This is a genomic window from Yoonia sp. (assembly GCF_965660735.1).
Classification (GTDB): Bacteria; Pseudomonadota; Alphaproteobacteria; order Rhodobacterales; family Rhodobacteraceae; genus Yoonia.
On record NZ_CBFIBD010000021.1, the window covers coordinates 22,929 to 40,883 of the forward strand.

Consider the following 17,955-nt stretch of genomic DNA (forward strand, 5'->3'; position numbering starts at 1 on the left):
CGTGTCACGCGTCCACCCCCACCAGGGCCGCGGCGAATTCTTCGGGGTCGAAAGGGGCCAGATCGTCGATCTGTTCGCCGACGCCGATGGCATGGATCGGCAGACCGAATTTATCGGCCAGCGCCACCAGCACGCCACCCTTGGCGGTGCCATCCAATTTGGTCATGATCAACCCCGACACATCCGCCAGTTCCTGAAACACCTTGACTTGCTGAATCGCATTCTGTCCGGTTGTCGCATCCAGCACCAGCAGGGTGTTATGCGGTGCCTCGGGGTCTTTCTTGCGGATCACGCGCACGATCTTGGAAAGTTCCTCCATCAGATCGGCGCGGTTCTGCAAACGGCCTGCGGTGTCGATCATCAACAGATCGGCCCCGTCGGCCTGCGCCTGAGTCATCGCATCAAAGGCAAGGCTGGCAGGGTCGGACCCTTCGGGCGCGGTCAGCACCGGCACGCCGGCCCGATCCCCCCAGACCTGCAACTGTTCAACCGCTGCGGCGCGAAATGTGTCGCCCGCAGCAATCACCACCTTTTTGCCTGCCGCGCGGAACTGGCTGGCCAGTTTGCCGATGGTCGTGGTCTTGCCCGACCCGTTCACGCCAACAACCAGCACCACCTGCGGTTTCTTGGCGTAAATCGGCAGGGGGCGCGCAACAGGTTCCATGATCCGGGCGACTTCCTGCGCCAGCAGCGCCTTGATTTCATCGACCGACAGTTTGCGGCCCAATCGCCCCTCGGCCATGTTGGCGGTGACGCGCAGGGCGGTATCCACACCCATATCAGCAGAAATCAGCAATTCTTCCAGCTGCTCCAACATGTCGTCGTCCAGGGTGCGGCGCACCACAGGCCCCGCATCGCGCCCGCCAAACAGTCGGCCCATCAACCCCTTTTTTTCGGGTTCTGATGACGTGTCAGGTGTCACGATTTCACGGACCTGATCAGGGATATCGACCCCCGCGTCGTCTGCGGGCAAGGGCGCTTCCGGCTCTGAGGACGGGGGCGCGTCCACCACATCCGGTGCGCCGCCTTCACTGACAATCGCATCCAGCCCTTCGTCGATCTTCGACGAAGATCTGAACATCCGGTCCTTGAGTTTCTTGAAAAACGCCATGTCTCGCCAGCCTTACATCACTGCATGGCAATGACCTAATGGCTGGCGACGCGATTGAAAAGCCCGGTCAGATTTCATCCTTGAAATGCTGCATGACCAGTTTGATGGGATTGGGGGCCGCCTGCCCCAGACCGCAGATCGATGCATCGGCCATCGCCGTGCAGAGATCGGACAGCAACGGCTGGTCCCATGTATCGGCCTGCATCAGCTTGACCGCCTTTTCACAGCCCACCCGGCAGGGCGTGCATTGACCACAGCTTTCATCCTCGAAAAACCGCAGCATGTTCAGCGCGGCATCGCGCGCACGATCCTGATCGGACAGCACCACGACGGCGGCAGATCCGATGAAGGTGCCAAGTGGTTGCAGCGTGTCGAAATCCAGCGGCACGTCGTCAATCGTCGCAGGCAACAGCCCCGAAGACGGCCCGCCCGGTTGATAGGCTTTGAAGACATGGCCTGCGGCCATGCCGCCCGCCGCCGCGATAATATCCAGAATTGTGGACCCCGCAGGCAGCAGATACACCCCCGGTTGCGCCACGCGCCCCGAGACGGAATAGGACCGCAGCCCTTTGCGACCGTTCTTTTCGGTGCTGCTCAGCACTTCTGGCCCCTCGCGGCAGACACGCGCAACCCAAAGCAGGGTTTCCACGTTATGCACCAGCGTGGGGCGGTCAAAAACGCCAACCTGTGCCACGAACGGCGGGCGGTGGCGCGGGATGCCGCGCTTGCCTTCGATGCTTTCGATCATGGCGCTTTCTTCGCCGCAGATATAGGCCCCTGCCCCCCGGCGCAGGTCTATATACCCCTGTCCGACGATCCCCGCCTCTTCCAGCGCCATGATCTCGCGGCGCAAAATCTCGAGCACGGCGGGATATTCGTCGCGCATGTAGATGAAGCAGGTCTGCGCCTCGACCGCCCAGGCGGCGATCAGCATGCCTTCCAGAAACAGATGCGGGGTGCGTTCCAGATAATAGCGGTCCTTGAAGGTGCCGGGCTCGCCCTCGTCACCGTTCACGGCCAGATAGCGGGGGCCGGGATTGCCGCGCACGAAACCCCATTTCTTGCCCGAAGGGAACCCGGCCCCGCCCAGACCGCGCAGACCCGACGACAGCACCTTGTCCTGCACGTCTTCCCAGTTGCCGTCCTGCCGCAGGGCGGTCAGCGTGGTATAACCGCCTGTGGCGCGGTAGGCGCGCAGCCCTTCGTAATCGGGCACATGGGCGTGGGTATGACCTGCCGCAATCGCCGCCTGCACCTTTTCGACGGTGGCATTGTCGATGTGGTGATGGCCCAGTTCCAGAACGGGCGCGGTATCGCACCGGCCCATGCAAGGCGCGCGCAGCACGCGCACTTGCGCGGGGTCCAGCCCATCTTCGAGTGCTGCCTTCAGCGCCTGCGCCCCCGCCAATTCACACGACAGACTGTCGCAGACGCGGATGGTCAGCGCGGGTGGCGGGGTTTCGTCCTCTTTCACCACATCAAAATGGGCGTAGAAGGTGGCGACCTCGTATACCTCGGCCTGAGACAGGCGCATTTCCTCGGCCAGTGCGCGCAGATGGCGGGCGGAAAGGTGGCCGAACCGATCCTGGATCAGGTGCAGAAATTCGATCAGCAGATCGCGCCTGCGCGGACGGTCGCCCAACAGCGCCTTGACCGCATCCCAAGCCTGATCATCCAGCTGTCGGCCCTTGGGCGTGCGTCGCCCCTTGCCTTTGCCGGATTTCCAAACGCCTTCACGATTGTCCAAAGCCATTGCGGTTTTCCCCTGCCAATTGCCCGCACAATACCGCCCGCACCCAGACCAAACCACGCAAAAACGACACCCCGGATCATCATTGCGCATCCTTTTGCAATTCATCATGACCCAACAGGAAACCCATGCTATCCATGCGAAACATGAGAATGTCGACACAGACCGTTACCCTTGCCACCCTGATGCTGTTGCAGGCCACACCGGCCCCGGCACAGGACACGATGACTGCCGCTGAATTTGAGGCGCATGTCACCGGGCGCACCATCACCTTTCGCACGCCCGACAATCCGAATTTCGGGATTGAACGCTATCTTGCGGGGCGGCGCGTGATGTGGTCCACCTTTGACGGGATCTGCCAATATGGCGTCTGGTTCGAAAGCAAGGGCGATATATGTTTCCGCTACGAAGGCGACCCGGAACACAAGTGCTGGCGCATGTATGACGAACCGGGCGGATTGCGCGGCGTCTATACAACCGATCCGCCCTATACCGTTATTTTCGAGGATCAGGCCCGCGACGATGCCCTGGTCTGCAATGATCTGTCGTCTTGATCAGGCCCGGTCACCCCTGACCACCGGCAACCTGCCATCCGCAAATTCGATTTCGAGCGTGCTGGCCGCATTCGCCGCGGCAAGCCCTGTGACCACCGCGCCATCGCCCCGCACCACCGCATATCCCCGCCTGAGCGTTTCGACGTAGCCAAGCGTTTCACGCAGCCGGTCGAGTGCGACAAGACGCGCCAACCGTTCCGCCTGCTGGCGCGACGCCCTGTCGGCCAACCGCCGCACCACGCCATCCAGCCTGTCGCGGTTTCGCGACACCCTATCCTGCAGCACCGCAGCGCGCAGCCCGCGGCACGCCCCTTCCAATTGCTGCGTGGCGTCCCGCGACCGGCGTTGCAAGGCAGGGACCAGCCGGTTGCCCAGACTGTCAAGCCGCCTGCCGTCCTCGGCCAGTTTGCGTGTCAGGATACCGGGGCGCAAGGCGGCCTCGGACATCTGCAACCGCTTTTGGGCGGCTGCGTTGCGCAGCGCATTGGGCAGCCGGTCAGCCAGAAAATCCAGCCGCTGGCGCGGGCCTTCGACCAGTGTTTCCACTTGCGGTAAAGCGCGGCCCAGATCGCGCAGTCGTTGCTGGCGCTGTTGCACACCGACGGACAGGGCACGCCGCAAACGCGAACCTTGCTGGTCCACCCAGCCCAGCAACTCCATCCGCACCGGCACAGCCAGTTCCGCCGCCGCCGTGGGTGTCGGCGCGCGCATATCCGCCACGAAATCAATCAGCGTGGTGTCGGTTTCGTGCCCGACCGCTGAAATCAGCGGAATATCCGATGCAGCCGCCGCCCGCGCGACGATTTCTTCGTTAAAACCCCACAGGTCCTCGAGCGACCCGCCACCGCGCGCAACAATCAGCAGATCGGGCCGTGGCAGGGCACCGCCGGGGGTCAGCCGGTTGAACCCGGCAATGGCCGCCGCAACATCGGGCGCACATTTCTGGCCTTGCACCGCCACTGGCCAGACCAGCACCTTGCGCGGGAAACGGTCGCGCAGGCGGTGCAGAATGTCGCGGATCACCGCACCGGATGGCGATGTGATCACCCCGATGATCTCTGGCAGATAGGGCAGTGGTTTCTTGCGTTCGGGCGCGAACAGACCTTCAGCCGCCAGTGCTTTCTTGCGCGCCTCCAGCATCGCCATCAGGGCACCGGCCCCGGCAGGAACGATGTCCTCGATTACCATCTGATATTTCGATTGCCCGGGAAAGGTCGTCAGCTTGCCGGTGGCGATGACCTCCATCCCTTCTTCGGGCCTGTGCGCCAGCCCCTGCGCGCGGCCCTTCCAGATGACGCCCGCGAGAACCGCGCGATCATCCTTGAGGTCCAGATATATATGGCCGGAACCGGGGCGTGATACCCGTCCGACTTCACCACGGACGCGGACATGGGAAAACCCCCCTTCGATGGCCTTTTTCACGGCGCCAGAAATCTCGGACACGGAAAATTCCGGCGTATTATCGACGGGGGCGGGATCGTCAAAAAGGTCCATCAGCTACTCTTGTGATCGTGGCTATGCAACCTTAGAACGCCATCAGACAAAGGCCAAGTGGAGAGCGCCATGAACATCCTTATTCTGGGCAGCGGCGGGCGCGAACACAGCCTTGCATGGGCGGTCAAGCAGAACCCCAAATGCGACCGGCTGATCGTGGCACCGGGGAATGCGGGTATCGCCGCCCTTGCCGATTGTGCGGATATCAATATCCTTGATGGCGGGGCCGTCGCCACATTTGCCGAAGAAAACGCCATCGACTTTGTCATCATCGGGCCAGAGGCGCCGCTGGCTGCGGGTGTGGCTGACCGGCTGCGCGCCGCAGGTCTTTCGGTATTCGGGCCCGGCCAGGACGCCGCCCAGCTTGAAGCCTCCAAATCCTTTACCAAGGCGGTTTGTGATGCCGCAGGTGCGCCGACCGCCGCCTATGCCCATTTCACCGATGCGGACGCCGCGCGTGCCTATATCCGCGCCCAAGGTGCCCCCATTGTGGTCAAGGCCGACGGACTGGCCGCAGGCAAGGGTGTGATCGTCGCCATGACCGAGGCAGAGGCGCTGGCCGCGATCGACGATATGTTCGACGGCAGCTTCGGCGATGCAGGCGCCGAGGTTGTGATCGAAGAATTCATGGAGGGCGAAGAGGCATCATTCTTTGTGCTATGCGATGGCAAGACGATCCTTCCCGTGGGCAGCGCACAGGATCATAAACGCGCCTTTGACGGCGATACCGGGCCGAACACCGGCGGCATGGGGGCCTATTCCCCTGCCCCCGTGATGACCGAAGAGATCACACAAAAGGCGCTGGACCAGATCATCCGCCCCACGATGGACGAAATGGCCAAACGCGGCACGCCGTTTCAGGGTGTGCTGTTTTGCGGGCTGATGATCCAGAACGGCCAGCCGCGACTGGTGGAATATAACGTCCGCTTTGGCGATCCGGAATGCCAGTGTCTGATGATGCGGTTGGGGGGGCAGATCCTTGACCTGCTGCTGGCCTGCGCCGAAGAAAGACTGGATGATATGCAGGTGAACTGGGCCAATGACCATGCACTGACCATCGTGATGGCGGCCAAAGGATACCCCGGCCCCTATGCCAAAGGCACAGTCATCGGTGGGTTGGACACCCAGCCAGAGGACAGTTTTCACATGGTATTTCACGCGGGCACCGCTGCAACCGACGGCCAGATCACCGCAAACGGCGGGCGCGTCTTGAGCGTGACCGCACGGGGGGACACGCTCGCCGATGCCCACGAAAGGGCCTATGCCATGGCGCAAATGATCGACTGGCCGGACGGGTTTTATCGGTCCGACATCGGCTGGCGCGCGCTTTAAAGCGTTTCGACGTCAACTTGGGACATCGCGCATCACAAATCGCGTTCGCCCACCAGAGAGAGGCAGCGAATTGTGACAAAAGACAATGTCAAAACGCGCTAGTTTTCCTGAATGCTGGCCAGATATTCGGTCAGCGCAAGAATCCGGGAATTCACATAGCGTTCGGTCGCCATTGGTGAAAAATAACCATCTGCGGATTCCGTCACCCTTTGGCGAAACCGATTGCCCCAGATCGGCATATCGCGGGTGCCATGGGCGCTGGCATCTGCACCGCCTGCGATGGCTTCATAGACCATCTGCACCGGAAACACGCCGCCGTTATTCTTTTGTAGTTGCGTCAGGTCGGACGGCACCGCCCCTGACAGAAAGTCGGTAACAGGGCCGTTGCCCTTGCCTGCGGGGCCGTGACAGGCCGCACAACTGTTTTGATACTCAAACTCTCCAAGAGTCATATCCTGCGCATGTGGTGCCGTCGCTGACACGCCAAAACCCATCGACAGGATGATCGCCGGAAACATCGCACGCATAGTGACCTCGCCATGTTGTATTGAACAGGGTCCGAGCATAGCGCGGGCATCAAGCGGCGCATTAACGCCAGTCAATGACAGGTCGCGTTACAGCCACCAGAAAACGCAAAAACCGCGCCCGGTCAGGCGCGGCTTTTGCGTTTCATCAAGCAGCCGGTTCAGGCGGCGCGGCCAACCAAGACAGAGTCAATCTCGGCGGCAGCCGCGTTTTCATCGTTGCCGGCAACAGCAGCGATCTCGCGGGTCAGACGCTCCAGCGCGGCCTCGTAAAGCTGGCGTTCGGAATAGCTCTGCTCGCGTTGGTCGTCCTGGCGGTGCAGGTCGCGCACGACTTCTGCAATCGCAATCAGGTCACCCGAGTTGATCTTTTGCTCATACTCTTGCGCCCGGCGCGACCACATCGCCTTTTTGACCTTGGCCTTGCCCTTGAGCGTCTTCATCGCATGGGACACAACATCAGGTGTCGCCAGCGCGCGCATGCCCACGTCTGTCGCCTTGTGGGTCGGCACACGCAGGGTCATCTTGTCCTTTTCAAAGGCGATGACGAAAAGTTCCAGTTCGAAACCGGCAACTTCCTGCTTTTCTATCGATACGATCTTGCCGACGCCGTGGGCGGGGTAGACGACAAACTCGTTCGGGCTGAAATCGTTTTTCTTCTTGCTCATGATCTTCCTTTCATCATGAACCACCTGAAATCGCGACAAAAAAACCGCCGGTGACCTGTAAAGCCTCCGCCGGATTGCATCGCGCATTGAGATGGATCAACTTGTTCGCAGCATTTGCGTACTTATACCATAAAAATGGTATTTCAGGAAGCGCGATGTAACAGCAGGATGAAACCTAATTATATCAGCCTGTTAGCATCACGAATCGCCGCGAATCACCCACCTTCGCCGGGGGCTTCGGAAAACAGTTCCAGCTTGCCTTCCTTGCCGTCCATGTCGTCGGCCGTCGGAAGCGGATCTTTCTTGGTGATGATCACAGGCCACATTTCGGAATACTTGCGGTTGAATTCAACCCATTTTTCCATATCCGGTTCAGTATCCGGGCGGATCGCATCGGCGGGGCATTCGGGTTCGCAAACGCCGCAGTCGATACATTCGTCAGGATGGATCACCAGCATGTTTTCCCCCTCGTAGAAGCAATCCACGGGGCACACCTCGACGCAGTCGGTATATTTGCAGGCAATACAATTGTCGTTGACGATATAGGTCATGTTAGCATCCGGATTTTGTCACCCGCCTAGCTAGAATAGACGCCCGCGTCATTCAAGGTCGAATGGGTCGCCAGCGGCCCGATGCGTCAACATATCCCGGCGATCCTTTTTTGTCGGGCGACCTTTTCTGTCGCCACCGGGATTATAGGGACGGCGTTCCACCACGGGCGACAGATCTTCGTAAAGCGCCTGCGCCTCGGGGGCAGGTCCGCGCCGGTCGCCGCAGTCCAGGATTCGCACGACCTTGGTGTCTTGCGCCTGCACAAAGGTCAAAACGTTACCCGGCCCCACCACGCGTGCCGGTTTACTGACCGGCGTGCCATCCACACGCACCTTGCCTGCGCTGACAACTCCGGCGGCAAGGCTGCGCGATTTGAAAAACCGCGCCTGCCACAGCCACTTATCAAGCCGGATTGTAGGCCGCGTGTCGGTCAACCCTTGTTGAACCCGGCCAGCGCAGCGGCAAAGGGGTTATCGGGGTCAATCTGCTTTTCCCGCTTGGGTTTGGCCGCAAAGGTCTGCGGTTTGTCGCCACCGCCCTGTGGCTTGCCGCGCCCCTTGGGCTTGCCAGCCGGTTTACCCTTGGCGCGGGGCCGGTCACCTTGCGGACGGGCCTGCCGTGGTGCGCGCCCGCCCCAGGTAAAGGTATAGAACGCCTCCATTTCTGGTGCGTCGGACCCGGGTGGATCGACAGGTATTTCCTGTGGCGCATCGGCGGGTGCCTCGGATGGCGGATCTACCGGCAATTCCTGCGGTGCATCGGCTGGTGTTTCGGCGGGTGCATCGTCTGGTGTTTCTGCCGGTGTGTCGTCGGGCATTTCCTGCGGCGCATCCGGCACCTGTTCCGGTGGCCGCCCCGCCTTGATCTTTTCGCGTTCGCCTTTTTCGGCCTTATAGCCCAGACCTGTCATCAGATCGGCGAACTGGTCCAGCGTCATGCCGGTAATCGACAGCATGTCAGCGTTTGCCTCGAAACCGCCGCGGCTGTCGCGATCGCGCAGCATGTCGGCCAACCGTTCAAGCATGTCGATGCGGATGGCACGTTCGCCAGCAGCGCGATAGCCCGCCATGGCATAGTAACCCGATATCGCATCCCTGGCCGCCGGCACGGTCACCAGACCGGGCGGCGGGCTTTCGGGGAATTCATCCAATCCTTTGGTCAGCGACCACAGCACCAGCCGCAGGCGCGTTGGCGCGGGCTTTAGCAACAGCGGCATGAACACGGTGAACTGCCCAAAGCGCACGCCATGCTTGCGCAGCGCGCCGCGCGCATCCTGATCCAGCGCCTTGACCTCGTCGGCGACTTCGCCACGCGGGATAATACCGAACCCTTCGGCCATCCGGTAGGCAAAGCCTTTGGCGGCACCCGTCAGGGTTTCGTCGTTTTTCAATGCCAGTAGCGGTTCAAAGCCGGCCGCAACCTTGCGGTCGATGAAATGCTGCAAACGGCGCTGGACCTTGGCGGTGACATCCGGCCCCGCCTCGTCATCGACAAACGCCACGACCTGCGGTTTGAAAGGATCGGCCCCGGCGACAAGTTTGCCCACCGCCTGATCGCCCCACATCAAGCCACCCTGTTCGGTGAAATCAATCTCAGGGTCGGGAGCGTTATAGAACCGGTCCGCCAGCAGATGAAACTGCGGCACCAGCGCCTGCACACTGGCCTGACGCAATGTCTTGGCCTCATCCGGGCTGCCTGCCTTGTCCATGCGGAACCGGAACCCTTCCAACCGTCCGACGAATTCGCCTTCTACGGTCACTTCACCTTTTTCGTTCACGTCAGCCAAAAGGCTCTCCTTCTGTTTGAGCCGGCGAAGCAGGATACTGGTCCGCCGGTCCACAAATCTTTGTGTTAGCGCGCCATGCAGCGCGTCTGATAGTCGGTCTTCTACAGCGCGGGTTTCGTCACGCCAATGATTTTCGTCAATCAACCATCCCTTGCGCTGCGCAACATAAGTCCACGTACGGATGTATGCCAGACGTTTTGACAGCGTATCAATATCGCCATCGGTGCGGTCAATCCGTCGCACCTGTAACCCGAACCAATTGGCAGAGACATGCCCGAATTGATGCAGATCATTGTAAATCTGCGTCAGCAGGCTGACATGTTCACCGTGGCTGATTCCACGGAAATCAGGGATTCGGCAGACATCCCATAGCAGCTTGACCGACGGACCATCCGTGGCGCGCGCCGCAACCTCTGCATCGGCGGACAACGCCTTGAGCGCAGAAAGATCATCGCTTTCGCGGACCCGCGTCAGCCATTGATCGTTCGTCTGTTCCTCCAGCGTGGCAAGCAACCGTTTGACCGACCCGAACTGCAGCCGCCCATTGCGCCACTGCAATTTCGACACCGGCTGAAACTGATGGTCACAAATCGCCTGCGCGACAGCGTCATCCAGTGGTGGCGCCTCGCCGGTTACGCCAAATGTTCCGTTTTCCTTATACCGCCCGGCACGCCCTGCGATCTGCGCCAGTTCCTGTGGTTGCAGGTACCGCATCCGGCGCCCGTCGAATTTGACCAATGACGAAAAGGCGACATGGGAAATATCAAGGTTCAGCCCCATCCCGATGGCGTCTGTCGCCACCAGATAATCCACATCGCCGTTCTGATACATTTCGACCTGCGCATTGCGCGTGCGGGGCGACAGCGCCCCCATGACCACGGCAGCCCCCCCCTTGGTCCGGCGCAGCAGTTCGGCGATAGCATAGACGTTTTCAACCGAAAACCCCACGATTGCAGCACGTGCAGGCATGCGGCTGATCTTTTTTGATCCCGAATAGCTCAGCTCGGACATCCGTGCGCGATGCATGAACTGCACGCCGGACACCTGCGCCGCGATCGCGCCGCGCATCGTTTCGGCCCCCAGAAACAGGGTTTCATGCAGCCCGCGCGCATTCAACAGCCGGTCGGTGAACACATGCCCCCGTTCGGGATCAGCGCAAAGCTGGATTTCATCGACAGCCAGAAAATCGCAGCCCATGCCCTCTGGCATCGCCTCGACGGTGCATACCCAATAGGCGGCGCGCGGTGGCACGATCCGTTCCTCGCCCGTGACAAGCGCGACGACACCGGGGCCCCTTTTGGCGACGATCCGGTCATAAACTTCGCGCGCAAGCAGGCGCAGCGGCAGGCCGATCACGCCAGTCCGATAGGACAGCATCCGTTCAATGGCATAATGGGTCTTGCCCGTATTCGTCGGGCCAAGCACAGCCGTGATCCGTGACGGTATCATTTTCTTCCCCGCGACGGGGCCAGGGACTAAAGTGCCTGACCTTCCAGCTGCAATTCCAAACGATCAATCTCGGCCTGAATGTCGGTTGACTGTGGATTGATTTCAAGGATCATCTGGTAAAGTGCCGCGGCATCGTCGGGCCGGTCCTGTTCTTCCATGATGGTGGCCAAACTGCGCATCGCCTCGAAATGCCGGGGGTTCAATCGCAAGACGGTGCGCAAATCTTCCAGCGCCGGACCGACCAGCCCCAACAGGTAATAGGCCGATGCCCGGCCAAAATAGCCTGCGGCAAAGTTGGGCGCATGATCTACGAGGGCCGAAAAATGTTCCGCCGCAACATCCGGCGCACCCTCTTCCAAGGCATCCTGCCCGCGGCGCAGCAGCAGGTCCATCGCGGGTGATCCGCTCTTTTCCCACGCCGCGATGATACGGTCCTGCACGCGCTGATATGTCGTGGCGTCAGCCTCCTGCAGGTCTTGATAAAGTTCATCAAGCGTGGCCTCTTGCGCAGCGGCAGGTAGGGATAACCCCACTGCAAGCAAAAGTGCCGTAACGATATGTTTGAAGCGATGTGTCAGCATATTCATATTACAAATGTAGCGTATTGCGCGGTCAGCGCCAGAGGTCGGCCGCCACATCATTTACAAGAGGACAAAAAACATGAGCGAAGTCATCACCGAAGCTGTTGCCGCCCTGAACGCAAAGATGAACGGGGCCGGCTTTGACGGCACCGCAAAATTCGTGATCGAAGGCGAAGGTGCGATCATCATCGACGCCGATGGTGCCCGTGCCGGCGACGAAGATACCGATGTGTCCCTGACCGCCAGCACAGAAACCTTCAAGGCGATTCTGGATGGCGAACTGAACCCCACCACCGCCTTCATGACCGGCAAGTTGAGTGTGGATGGCGATATGGGGCAAGCCATGAAACTGTCTGGCGTTCTGTCCTAAGCCATGGAAAATGCGCCTTTTTTCGATGATATCGCGAACGGCCCCTCAGGGGGCGCGGCGCATTGGCTGAAAACCTGCGACGGTCTGCGCATCCGCGTCGGCCATTGGCCGTTGGCCAGCGCCAAGGGCACTGCCATCATCTTTCCCGGTCGCACCGAATTTATCGAGAAATATGGCGATACCGCTGCGGCCTTGCGGGACCGCGGCTATGCCTGTGTCGCAATCGACTGGCGCGGACAAGGTCTGGCTGACCGGATGATCGCCAATCGCGGTGTCGGGCATGTGGGCCATTTTACGGATTATCAAAATGATGTGTCCGCCCTGCTGGATCATATCCAGGTTCTGGATCTGCCAAAACCCTGGTTCCTGATGGCCCACTCGATGGGCGGGTGCATCGGGCTGCGGTCGCTCATGCAGGGGCTAACAGTGAATGCCGCGATGTTTTCAGCCCCGATGTGGGGGATACAGATGTCGGGGGCCGTTCGCCCCTTTGCATGGGGGTTGTCCGAGATATCGAAACGACTGGGGTTCGATCAGACCCTGGCCCCCGGCCAAAGTGCCGAATCGTTCCTGTTGCGGGATCGTTTTGAAATCAATCCGCTGACCAATGATGAAGAGATGTTCGACGCCATGCGTGGCCAACTGCGCGCGCGCCCCGAATTGGGCCTTGGCGGCCCGTCGTTGCGCTGGCTGAACATGGCGCTGCGTGAAATGCAGCAGCTGTCCCGGCAGCCGTCGCCCGATATGCCCTGCCTGACCTATCTGGGGGGCAAGGAAAGCATCGTCGATCCCCTTCGCATCCGCAAACGCATGGCGGATTGGCCCGGGGGGCAGTTGCGTTTCATCCCCGAGGGTCGTCACGAAATGATGATGGACAGACCGGCCCTGCGCGCAGCGGTCTTTGATGACACGGCGGCCCATTTCGAGGCGCACAGGTAGGGCAGATCAGGATTCACCTTGCGGGCAGACATCGGGGGGCTGACACGCCCCATGACGTTTCATGACAGCACACTATATTGCCTGTCATGAAAGACATCCTGACCTTCACCGATCGTGGCATCTATTGTCCTGCGGGTGATTTTTACATCGATCCCTGGCGTCCCGTGGATCGCGCTCTGATCACCCACGCCCACAGCGACCACGCCCGCCCCGGCATGGGCGCCTATCTATCCACCACCGGCACAGCCCCGGTCATGCGGCACCGGCTGGGCGCGATCCGGCTGGATACGATCCGCTATGGCGAGGTCCGCCAGATCGGGGGCGCGCGCGTATCGTTCCACCCCGCAGGTCACGTGCCCGGATCGGCGCAAATAAGGGTCGCGGTTGGCGGGCAGGTCTGGGTCGTATCGGGGGACTACAAGACGATCGCCGATGGCCTGTCCGAACCGTTCGAACCGGTCAAATGCCATGCCTTCATCACCGAATGCACCTTTGGCCTGCCCATTTTCAAATGGACCCCGCAGGATGTGCTGGCATCCCAGATCAACGACTGGTGGGCCGCCAATGCCGCCGCCGGGCGCACATCGATCCTTGGGGCCTATGCCTTGGGCAAGGCACAGCGCCTGCTGGCGACTGTTGACCCCGCCATCGGCCCGATCCTGACCCACGGGGCGATTGAAAACACCAACGACGTGCTGCGTGCGCAGGGTATCACGCTGCCCCGCACCATCCGCGTGACCCGCGACACCGTGCACAAGGATCACCCCGGTGCGCTGGTGCTGGCAACGCCCAGCGCGCTTGGCACCACATGGGCGCGGCGGTTCGGCCCCGCATCGACCGCATTTGCCAGCGGCTGGATGGCGCTGCGGGGTGTGCGCCGCAGGCGGGCGGCGGATCGCGGGTTCATCGTGTCCGACCACGCCGATTGGGACGGGCTGAACGATGCCATTGGCGCCACAGGTGCCAGCAGGGTGTTCGTCACCCACGGCTATACCGGCAGTTTCCAGCGCTGGCTGACCGGTCAGGGCTATGACGCGCATGTGGTCAGCACCGATTATCAGGGCGAAAACCTTGACCATTCAGAAGAGGACGCAGCGTGAAAGACTTCGCCGCCCTTTTTACCCGGATTGACGAAACAACGAAGACATCCGTCAAGACCGCCGCATTGGCGGATTATTTCTGCGCCGCACCCGAAACGGATCGGCTGTGGACCATCGCGCTGTTCACCGGGCGCAGGCCGAAACGCACCATCACGGCCACGAAACTGCGCGCTTGGGCGGCAGAGGTCGCCACCCTGCCCGATTGGCTGTTTGAGGAATCCTACGGAATTGTCGGCGATCTGGCTGAAACCATCGCGCTGGTGCTGCCCGAACCGCAAGACACCAGCGACGAAAGCCTGACCCATTGGATCAGCTATATCCGCGACCTTTCCATGCTGGACGATGACGCCCGCAAGGCAGGCATCCTGCGTGCATGGAACCGCCTGCCCGCGACCGAACGGTTTTTGTTCACCAAGCTGCTGACAGGCGGTTTTCGCATCGGGGTCAGCGCGAAATTGATCACCCGCGCGCTTGCGCAGGCCACCGGCCAGCCGGAACCGGACCTGACCCACAAGCTGATGGGCAACTGGACGCCCGACACGACGACATGGGCCCAGTTGATAGAAGCAGACGATCCCACCGCTGACCTGTCGCGCCCTTATCCGTTCTATCTGGCCTATCAACTGGATGATTTCGGCGATCTGGGTGACCCTGCCCACTGGAACGCGGAACGCAAATGGGATGGCATTAGGGGGCAGTTGATCATCCGCGGCGGCGAACACCACCTGTGGTCACGCGGCGAGGATCTGATGACGGACCGTTTCCCCGAACTCGCACAACTGCGCGATTATCTGCCCGACGGCACGGTGATCGACGGGGAAATTCTTGCCTTTGCCAATGAAAGCCCGTTGTCATTCAATGCGCTGCAAAAACGGATCGGGCGCAAAACCGTGCCGAAAAAACTGCTGGCAGAGACACCGGTGATTCTGATGGCCTATGATCTGCTGGAATTGGACGGCACGGACATTCGCGATCAACCGCTTGCCACACGGCGCGCACATCTGGAAACACTGACAACCCAGGCCCCCGCTGCCGCGCCGATCCGCCTGTCGCCCGATGTGCCCTTTGCAACGTGGGATGATCTGTCCGCCGCGCGCGACCAGTCGCGTGACCTGAACGCCGAAGGGCTGATGCTGAAACGACGCGACAGCCCCTATCTGGCGGGGCGCAAGCGCGGCGACTGGTGGAAATGGAAAATCGACCCGCTGACCGTGGACGCGGTGATGATCTATGCGCAGGCCGGGCACGGGCGGCGGGCAAACCTGTTCACCGACTATACATTCGCGGTGCTTGACGGCGACGCTCTGGTGCCCTTCACCAAGGCGTATTCCGGGCTTAGCGACGCCGAATTTCGCGAAATCACCGCATGGGTCCGCAAGAACACGCTGCAAAAATTCGGTCCCGTCCGGCAGGTGCCGCCCACCCATGTGTTCGAAATTGCGTTCGAAGGCATCCAGTCCAGCCCCCGGCATAAATCCGGCCTTGCCCTGCGGTTTCCCCGCATGCTGCGGTGGCGACGCGACAAACCGGTGTCCGAGGCGAATACGCTGGCGGATTTACAGGACATGCTGGCCACTTACGGCTGATACGGACCTTTCCACCGTGCCACCGCGCACCTATGTTAAGCCAAACACACAGTCAGAGGTTCACATATGCCGTTTCCAAAGCCCGTATTCGATGCCAACACCAGCGGGGGCAAAGACCTTGGCAATCTACCCGAATGGGACCTGACCGACCTTTATGCCAGCCCCGACGCGCCCGAACTGACCCGCGACATGGCCTGGCTGGAAACAGAATGCGCGGATTTCGCGAAATCCTATGAAGGAAGACTGGCCAGCCTTGATGCCGCTGGCCTGCTAAAGGCCGTGCAGCGCTATGAACAGATCGACGTGATCGCAGGGCGCATCATGTCGTTTGCCGGTCTGCGCTATTACCAGATCACCACCGACAGCGAGCGCGGCAAATTCATCGCCGATTGTCAGGACAAGGTCACCGTATTCACCACACCGCTGGTATTCTACGGGCTGGAATTCAACCGGCTGGACGATGACCATCTTGCCGGGCTTCTGGCCGAAAATGCAGAGCTTGCGCGCTATAAACCCGTGTTCGACCGGATGCGCGCGATGAAACCTTATCAGCTGTCCGACGAGCTGGAAAAATTCCTGCACGACCAATCCACTGTGGGGGCTGCCGCATGGAACCGCCTGTTCGATGAAACGATGGCGGGGCTGGAATTCGACGTGAATGGCGAGACGCTCAGCCTTGAATCCACGCTGAACCTGCTGACCGAACAGGACCGCGCCACGCGCGAGGCCGCGACACATGCGCTGGCCGCCGTGTTTCAGGACAGGATCAAACTGTTTTCCCGGGTCCACAACACGCTGGCCAAGGAAAAGGAAATCGAGGATCGCTGGCGCAAGATGCCCACGCCCCAGACCGCGCGCCATCTGGCCAACCATGTCGAACCCGAGGTGGTCGAGGCGCTGCGCAACGCCGTGGTCGCCGCCTATCCGCGCCTGTCGCACCGCTATTACGCGTTGAAAGCCAAATGGCTGGGCCTTGACCGGATGCAGGTCTGGGATCGCAACGCGCCCCTGCCGATGGAAATCACCCGCACCGTCAACTGGGACGAGGCGCAAGACATGGTCATGACAGCTTATGCCGAATTCGACCCCGAAATGGCCGAAATCGCCAAGCCGTTCTTTACCGAAGGCTGGATTGACGCAGGCGTCAAACCGGGCAAGGCACCCGGCGCATTCGCCCATCCCACGGTCACGCCGGTGCATCCTTATGTGATGCTGAACTATCTGGGCAAACCGCGTGATGTAATGACGCTGGCGCATGAACTGGGCCACGGGGTGCATCAGGTGCTGGCCGCCGAACAGGGCGAATTGCTGTCATCGACGCCGCTGACACTGGCAGAAACGGCATCGGTGTTCGGGGAAATGCTGACCTTCCGCAAGCTGCTGGAAAACGCCAAGACACAAGAGGAACGCAAGGTCCTGCTGGCCGGCAAGGTCGAGGATATGATCAACACGGTCGTCCGCCAGATCGCGTTCTATGACTTTGAGTGCAAACTGCACGCAGCCCGTGCCGAGGGTGAACTGACCCCCGACGACATCAACGCGCTCTGGATGTCGGTGCAGGCGGAATCACTGGGCGAGGTGTTCGATTTCGCGCCCGGATATGAAACCTTCTGGGCCTATATCCCGCATTTCGTGCACTCGCCCTTCTACGTCTACGCCTATGCATTCGGCGACGGGTTGGTGAACGCACTCTACGCGGTCTACGAAGAAGGTGAGCCCGATTTCCGCGCCAAGTATTTCGACATGCTGCGCGCGGGCGGATCAAAGCACCACAAGGAACTGCTGGCCCCCTTCGGCCTTGATGCATCCGACCCGAAATTCTGGGACAAGGGGTTGTCGATGATCGAAGGCTTCATCGACGAATTGGAAGCGATGGAGGATTAATCCAACTCTGTCCATGGCCAGGGCTTTACCTCGCTTGCTGCGGTCTGATAGCGGGCAGCCTTGGCCATCCAGACCCCCATCGTCGTTCCGAATTCTGCCAGATTGTCGTTCGGCTCGCGCTTGTTGACCAGCATGATCACGAATTGCGCGACGGTCATGACACCCAACAGCGTGCTGGCCATGCTCATCAGCACTGCAATGATGATCATATGGACCAACCGCAACCAGATGTTTTCGTAGTCCGCCGGCGTATCATGTTCGTCTGCCATTGCTCT

17 protein-coding genes are annotated in these 17,955 nt (G+C 60.7%); 7 read left to right on the forward strand and 10 right to left on the reverse strand.

Translation table 11 applies throughout. The features are described from left to right. Positions 1-4: 4 nt before the first annotated feature. On the reverse strand, positions 5-1,111 hold the full coding sequence (ftsY, locus tag ACTG4B_RS09325; RefSeq protein WP_439155427.1) for a signal recognition particle-docking protein FtsY: 1,107 nt from the start codon (positions 1,109-1,111) through the stop codon (positions 5-7). Between the two features lie 67 nt (positions 1,112-1,178). After that, positions 1,179-2,864: an NAD(P)H-dependent oxidoreductase subunit E gene (locus tag ACTG4B_RS09330; RefSeq protein WP_439155428.1), complete on the reverse strand. Its 1,686-nt coding sequence runs from the start codon at positions 2,862-2,864 to the stop codon at positions 1,179-1,181. 149 nt (positions 2,865-3,013) lie between these two features. Here ACTG4B_RS09330 and ACTG4B_RS09335 point away from each other — a divergent pair, with 149 nt between their 5' ends. After that, complete coding sequence (locus ACTG4B_RS09335) at positions 3,014-3,415, forward strand: hypothetical protein (RefSeq protein ID WP_439155429.1); 402 nt, start codon at positions 3,014-3,016, stop codon at positions 3,413-3,415. On the opposite strand, the gene xseA is transcribed toward ACTG4B_RS09335, so the two are convergent. After that, positions 3,416-4,909, reverse strand: coding sequence for an exodeoxyribonuclease VII large subunit (gene xseA / locus ACTG4B_RS09340; protein WP_439155430.1), 1,494 nt, complete (start codon positions 4,907-4,909; stop codon positions 3,416-3,418). 69 nt (positions 4,910-4,978) lie between these two features. Between xseA and purD the strand changes: the two genes are divergently transcribed. Next, complete coding sequence (purD, locus tag ACTG4B_RS09345) at positions 4,979-6,241, forward strand: phosphoribosylamine--glycine ligase (RefSeq protein WP_439155431.1); 1,263 nt, start codon at positions 4,979-4,981, stop codon at positions 6,239-6,241. A gap of 98 nt (positions 6,242-6,339) precedes the next feature. On the opposite strand, the gene ACTG4B_RS09350 is transcribed toward purD, so the two are convergent. The 6 genes from ACTG4B_RS09350 to ACTG4B_RS09375 all read right to left on the reverse strand — a co-directional run bounded on the left by ACTG4B_RS09350 (position 6,340) and on the right by ACTG4B_RS09375 (position 11,807). After that, positions 6,340-6,768 carry a c-type cytochrome gene (locus ACTG4B_RS09350; protein ID WP_439155432.1) on the reverse strand — a complete coding sequence of 143 codons (429 nt, stop codon included), beginning with the start codon at positions 6,766-6,768 and terminating at the stop codon, positions 6,340-6,342. A 158-nt stretch (positions 6,769-6,926) separates the two neighbouring features. Continuing rightward, on the reverse strand, positions 6,927-7,433 hold the full coding sequence (locus ACTG4B_RS09355) for a CarD family transcriptional regulator (protein ID WP_439155433.1): 507 nt from the start codon (positions 7,431-7,433) through the stop codon (positions 6,927-6,929). A 215-nt stretch (positions 7,434-7,648) separates the two neighbouring features. Beyond that, positions 7,649-7,984: a ferredoxin FdxA gene (gene fdxA / locus ACTG4B_RS09360; RefSeq protein WP_439155434.1), complete on the reverse strand. Its 336-nt coding sequence runs from the start codon at positions 7,982-7,984 to the stop codon at positions 7,649-7,651. Between the two features lie 48 nt (positions 7,985-8,032). Further along, positions 8,033-8,419 carry an RNA-binding S4 domain-containing protein gene (locus ACTG4B_RS09365; RefSeq protein WP_439155435.1) on the reverse strand — a complete coding sequence of 129 codons (387 nt, stop codon included), beginning with the start codon at positions 8,417-8,419 and terminating at the stop codon, positions 8,033-8,035. Continuing rightward, positions 8,416-11,220: a helicase-related protein gene (locus tag ACTG4B_RS09370; protein WP_439155436.1), complete on the reverse strand. Its 2,805-nt coding sequence runs from the start codon at positions 11,218-11,220 to the stop codon at positions 8,416-8,418. The genes ACTG4B_RS09365 and ACTG4B_RS09370 overlap by 4 nt, the downstream gene beginning before the upstream one ends. A gap of 26 nt (positions 11,221-11,246) precedes the next feature. After that, on the reverse strand, positions 11,247-11,807 hold the full coding sequence (locus ACTG4B_RS09375) for a tetratricopeptide repeat protein (protein ID WP_439155437.1): 561 nt from the start codon (positions 11,805-11,807) through the stop codon (positions 11,247-11,249). 73 nt (positions 11,808-11,880) lie between these two features. On the opposite strand from ACTG4B_RS09375, the gene ACTG4B_RS09380 reads away from it, so the two are divergent. From ACTG4B_RS09380 to ACTG4B_RS09400, 5 genes are all read left to right on the forward strand, one after another. Continuing rightward, complete coding sequence (locus ACTG4B_RS09380) at positions 11,881-12,171, forward strand: SCP2 sterol-binding domain-containing protein (RefSeq protein ID WP_439155438.1); 291 nt, start codon at positions 11,881-11,883, stop codon at positions 12,169-12,171. A gap of 3 nt (positions 12,172-12,174) precedes the next feature. Continuing rightward, a complete protein-coding gene (locus tag ACTG4B_RS09385; RefSeq protein WP_439155439.1) occupies positions 12,175-13,110 on the forward strand; it encodes an alpha/beta hydrolase in 936 nt (311 codons plus the stop codon). An 86-nt stretch (positions 13,111-13,196) separates the two neighbouring features. Beyond that, positions 13,197-14,210 (forward strand): ligase-associated DNA damage response exonuclease, encoded by a 1,014-nt coding sequence (locus tag ACTG4B_RS09390; protein ID WP_439155455.1) that lies wholly within the window; start codon positions 13,197-13,199, stop codon positions 14,208-14,210. Next, positions 14,207-15,796, forward strand: a complete 1,590-nt coding sequence (locus tag ACTG4B_RS09395; protein WP_439155440.1) for an ATP-dependent DNA ligase — start codon at positions 14,207-14,209, stop codon at positions 15,794-15,796. The genes ACTG4B_RS09390 and ACTG4B_RS09395 overlap by 4 nt, the downstream gene beginning before the upstream one ends. Before the next feature lie 66 nt (positions 15,797-15,862). Next, positions 15,863-17,680 carry a M3 family oligoendopeptidase gene (locus tag ACTG4B_RS09400; protein WP_439155441.1) on the forward strand — a complete coding sequence of 606 codons (1,818 nt, stop codon included), beginning with the start codon at positions 15,863-15,865 and terminating at the stop codon, positions 17,678-17,680. Here the strand turns inward: ACTG4B_RS09400 and ACTG4B_RS09405 are convergent. Continuing rightward, complete coding sequence (locus ACTG4B_RS09405) at positions 17,677-17,949, reverse strand: DUF4389 domain-containing protein (protein ID WP_439155442.1); 273 nt, start codon at positions 17,947-17,949, stop codon at positions 17,677-17,679. The two genes, ACTG4B_RS09400 and ACTG4B_RS09405, sit on opposite strands and share 4 nt — an antisense overlap. Positions 17,950-17,955: the final 6 nt, after the last annotated feature.

What these genes read in the sequence shown, in the direction of transcription:
- ACTG4B_RS09330 (WP_439155428.1), bottom strand. Translation starts at nt 2,864, where the DNA reads ATGGCTTTGGACAATCGTGAAGGCGTTTGGAAATCCGGCAAAGGCAAG.
- ACTG4B_RS09385 (WP_439155439.1), top strand. Translation starts at nt 12,175, where the DNA reads ATGGAAAATGCGCCTTTTTTCGATGATATCGCGAACGGCCCCTCAGGG.
- ACTG4B_RS09335 (WP_439155429.1), top strand. Translation starts at nt 3,014, where the DNA reads ATGTCGACACAGACCGTTACCCTTGCCACCCTGATGCTGTTGCAGGCC.
- ACTG4B_RS09350 (WP_439155432.1), bottom strand. Translation starts at nt 6,768, where the DNA reads ATGCGTGCGATGTTTCCGGCGATCATCCTGTCGATGGGTTTTGGCGTG.
- ACTG4B_RS09405 (WP_439155442.1), bottom strand. Translation starts at nt 17,949, where the DNA reads ATGGCAGACGAACATGATACGCCGGCGGACTACGAAAACATCTGGTTG.
- ACTG4B_RS09400 (WP_439155441.1), top strand. Translation starts at nt 15,863, where the DNA reads ATGCCGTTTCCAAAGCCCGTATTCGATGCCAACACCAGCGGGGGCAAA.
- ACTG4B_RS09375 (WP_439155437.1), bottom strand. Translation starts at nt 11,807, where the DNA reads ATGAATATGCTGACACATCGCTTCAAACATATCGTTACGGCACTTTTG.
- fdxA (WP_439155434.1), bottom strand. Translation starts at nt 7,984, where the DNA reads ATGACCTATATCGTCAACGACAATTGTATTGCCTGCAAATATACCGAC.
- ACTG4B_RS09370 (WP_439155436.1), bottom strand. Translation starts at nt 11,220, where the DNA reads ATGATACCGTCACGGATCACGGCTGTGCTTGGCCCGACGAATACGGGC.
- purD (WP_439155431.1), top strand. Translation starts at nt 4,979, where the DNA reads ATGAACATCCTTATTCTGGGCAGCGGCGGGCGCGAACACAGCCTTGCA.
- ACTG4B_RS09355 (WP_439155433.1), bottom strand. Translation starts at nt 7,433, where the DNA reads ATGAGCAAGAAGAAAAACGATTTCAGCCCGAACGAGTTTGTCGTCTAC.
- ftsY (WP_439155427.1), bottom strand. Translation starts at nt 1,111, where the DNA reads ATGGCGTTTTTCAAGAAACTCAAGGACCGGATGTTCAGATCTTCGTCG.
- xseA (WP_439155430.1), bottom strand. Translation starts at nt 4,909, where the DNA reads ATGGACCTTTTTGACGATCCCGCCCCCGTCGATAATACGCCGGAATTT.
- ACTG4B_RS09390 (WP_439155455.1), top strand. Translation starts at nt 13,197, where the DNA reads ATGAAAGACATCCTGACCTTCACCGATCGTGGCATCTATTGTCCTGCG.
- ACTG4B_RS09380 (WP_439155438.1), top strand. Translation starts at nt 11,881, where the DNA reads ATGAGCGAAGTCATCACCGAAGCTGTTGCCGCCCTGAACGCAAAGATG.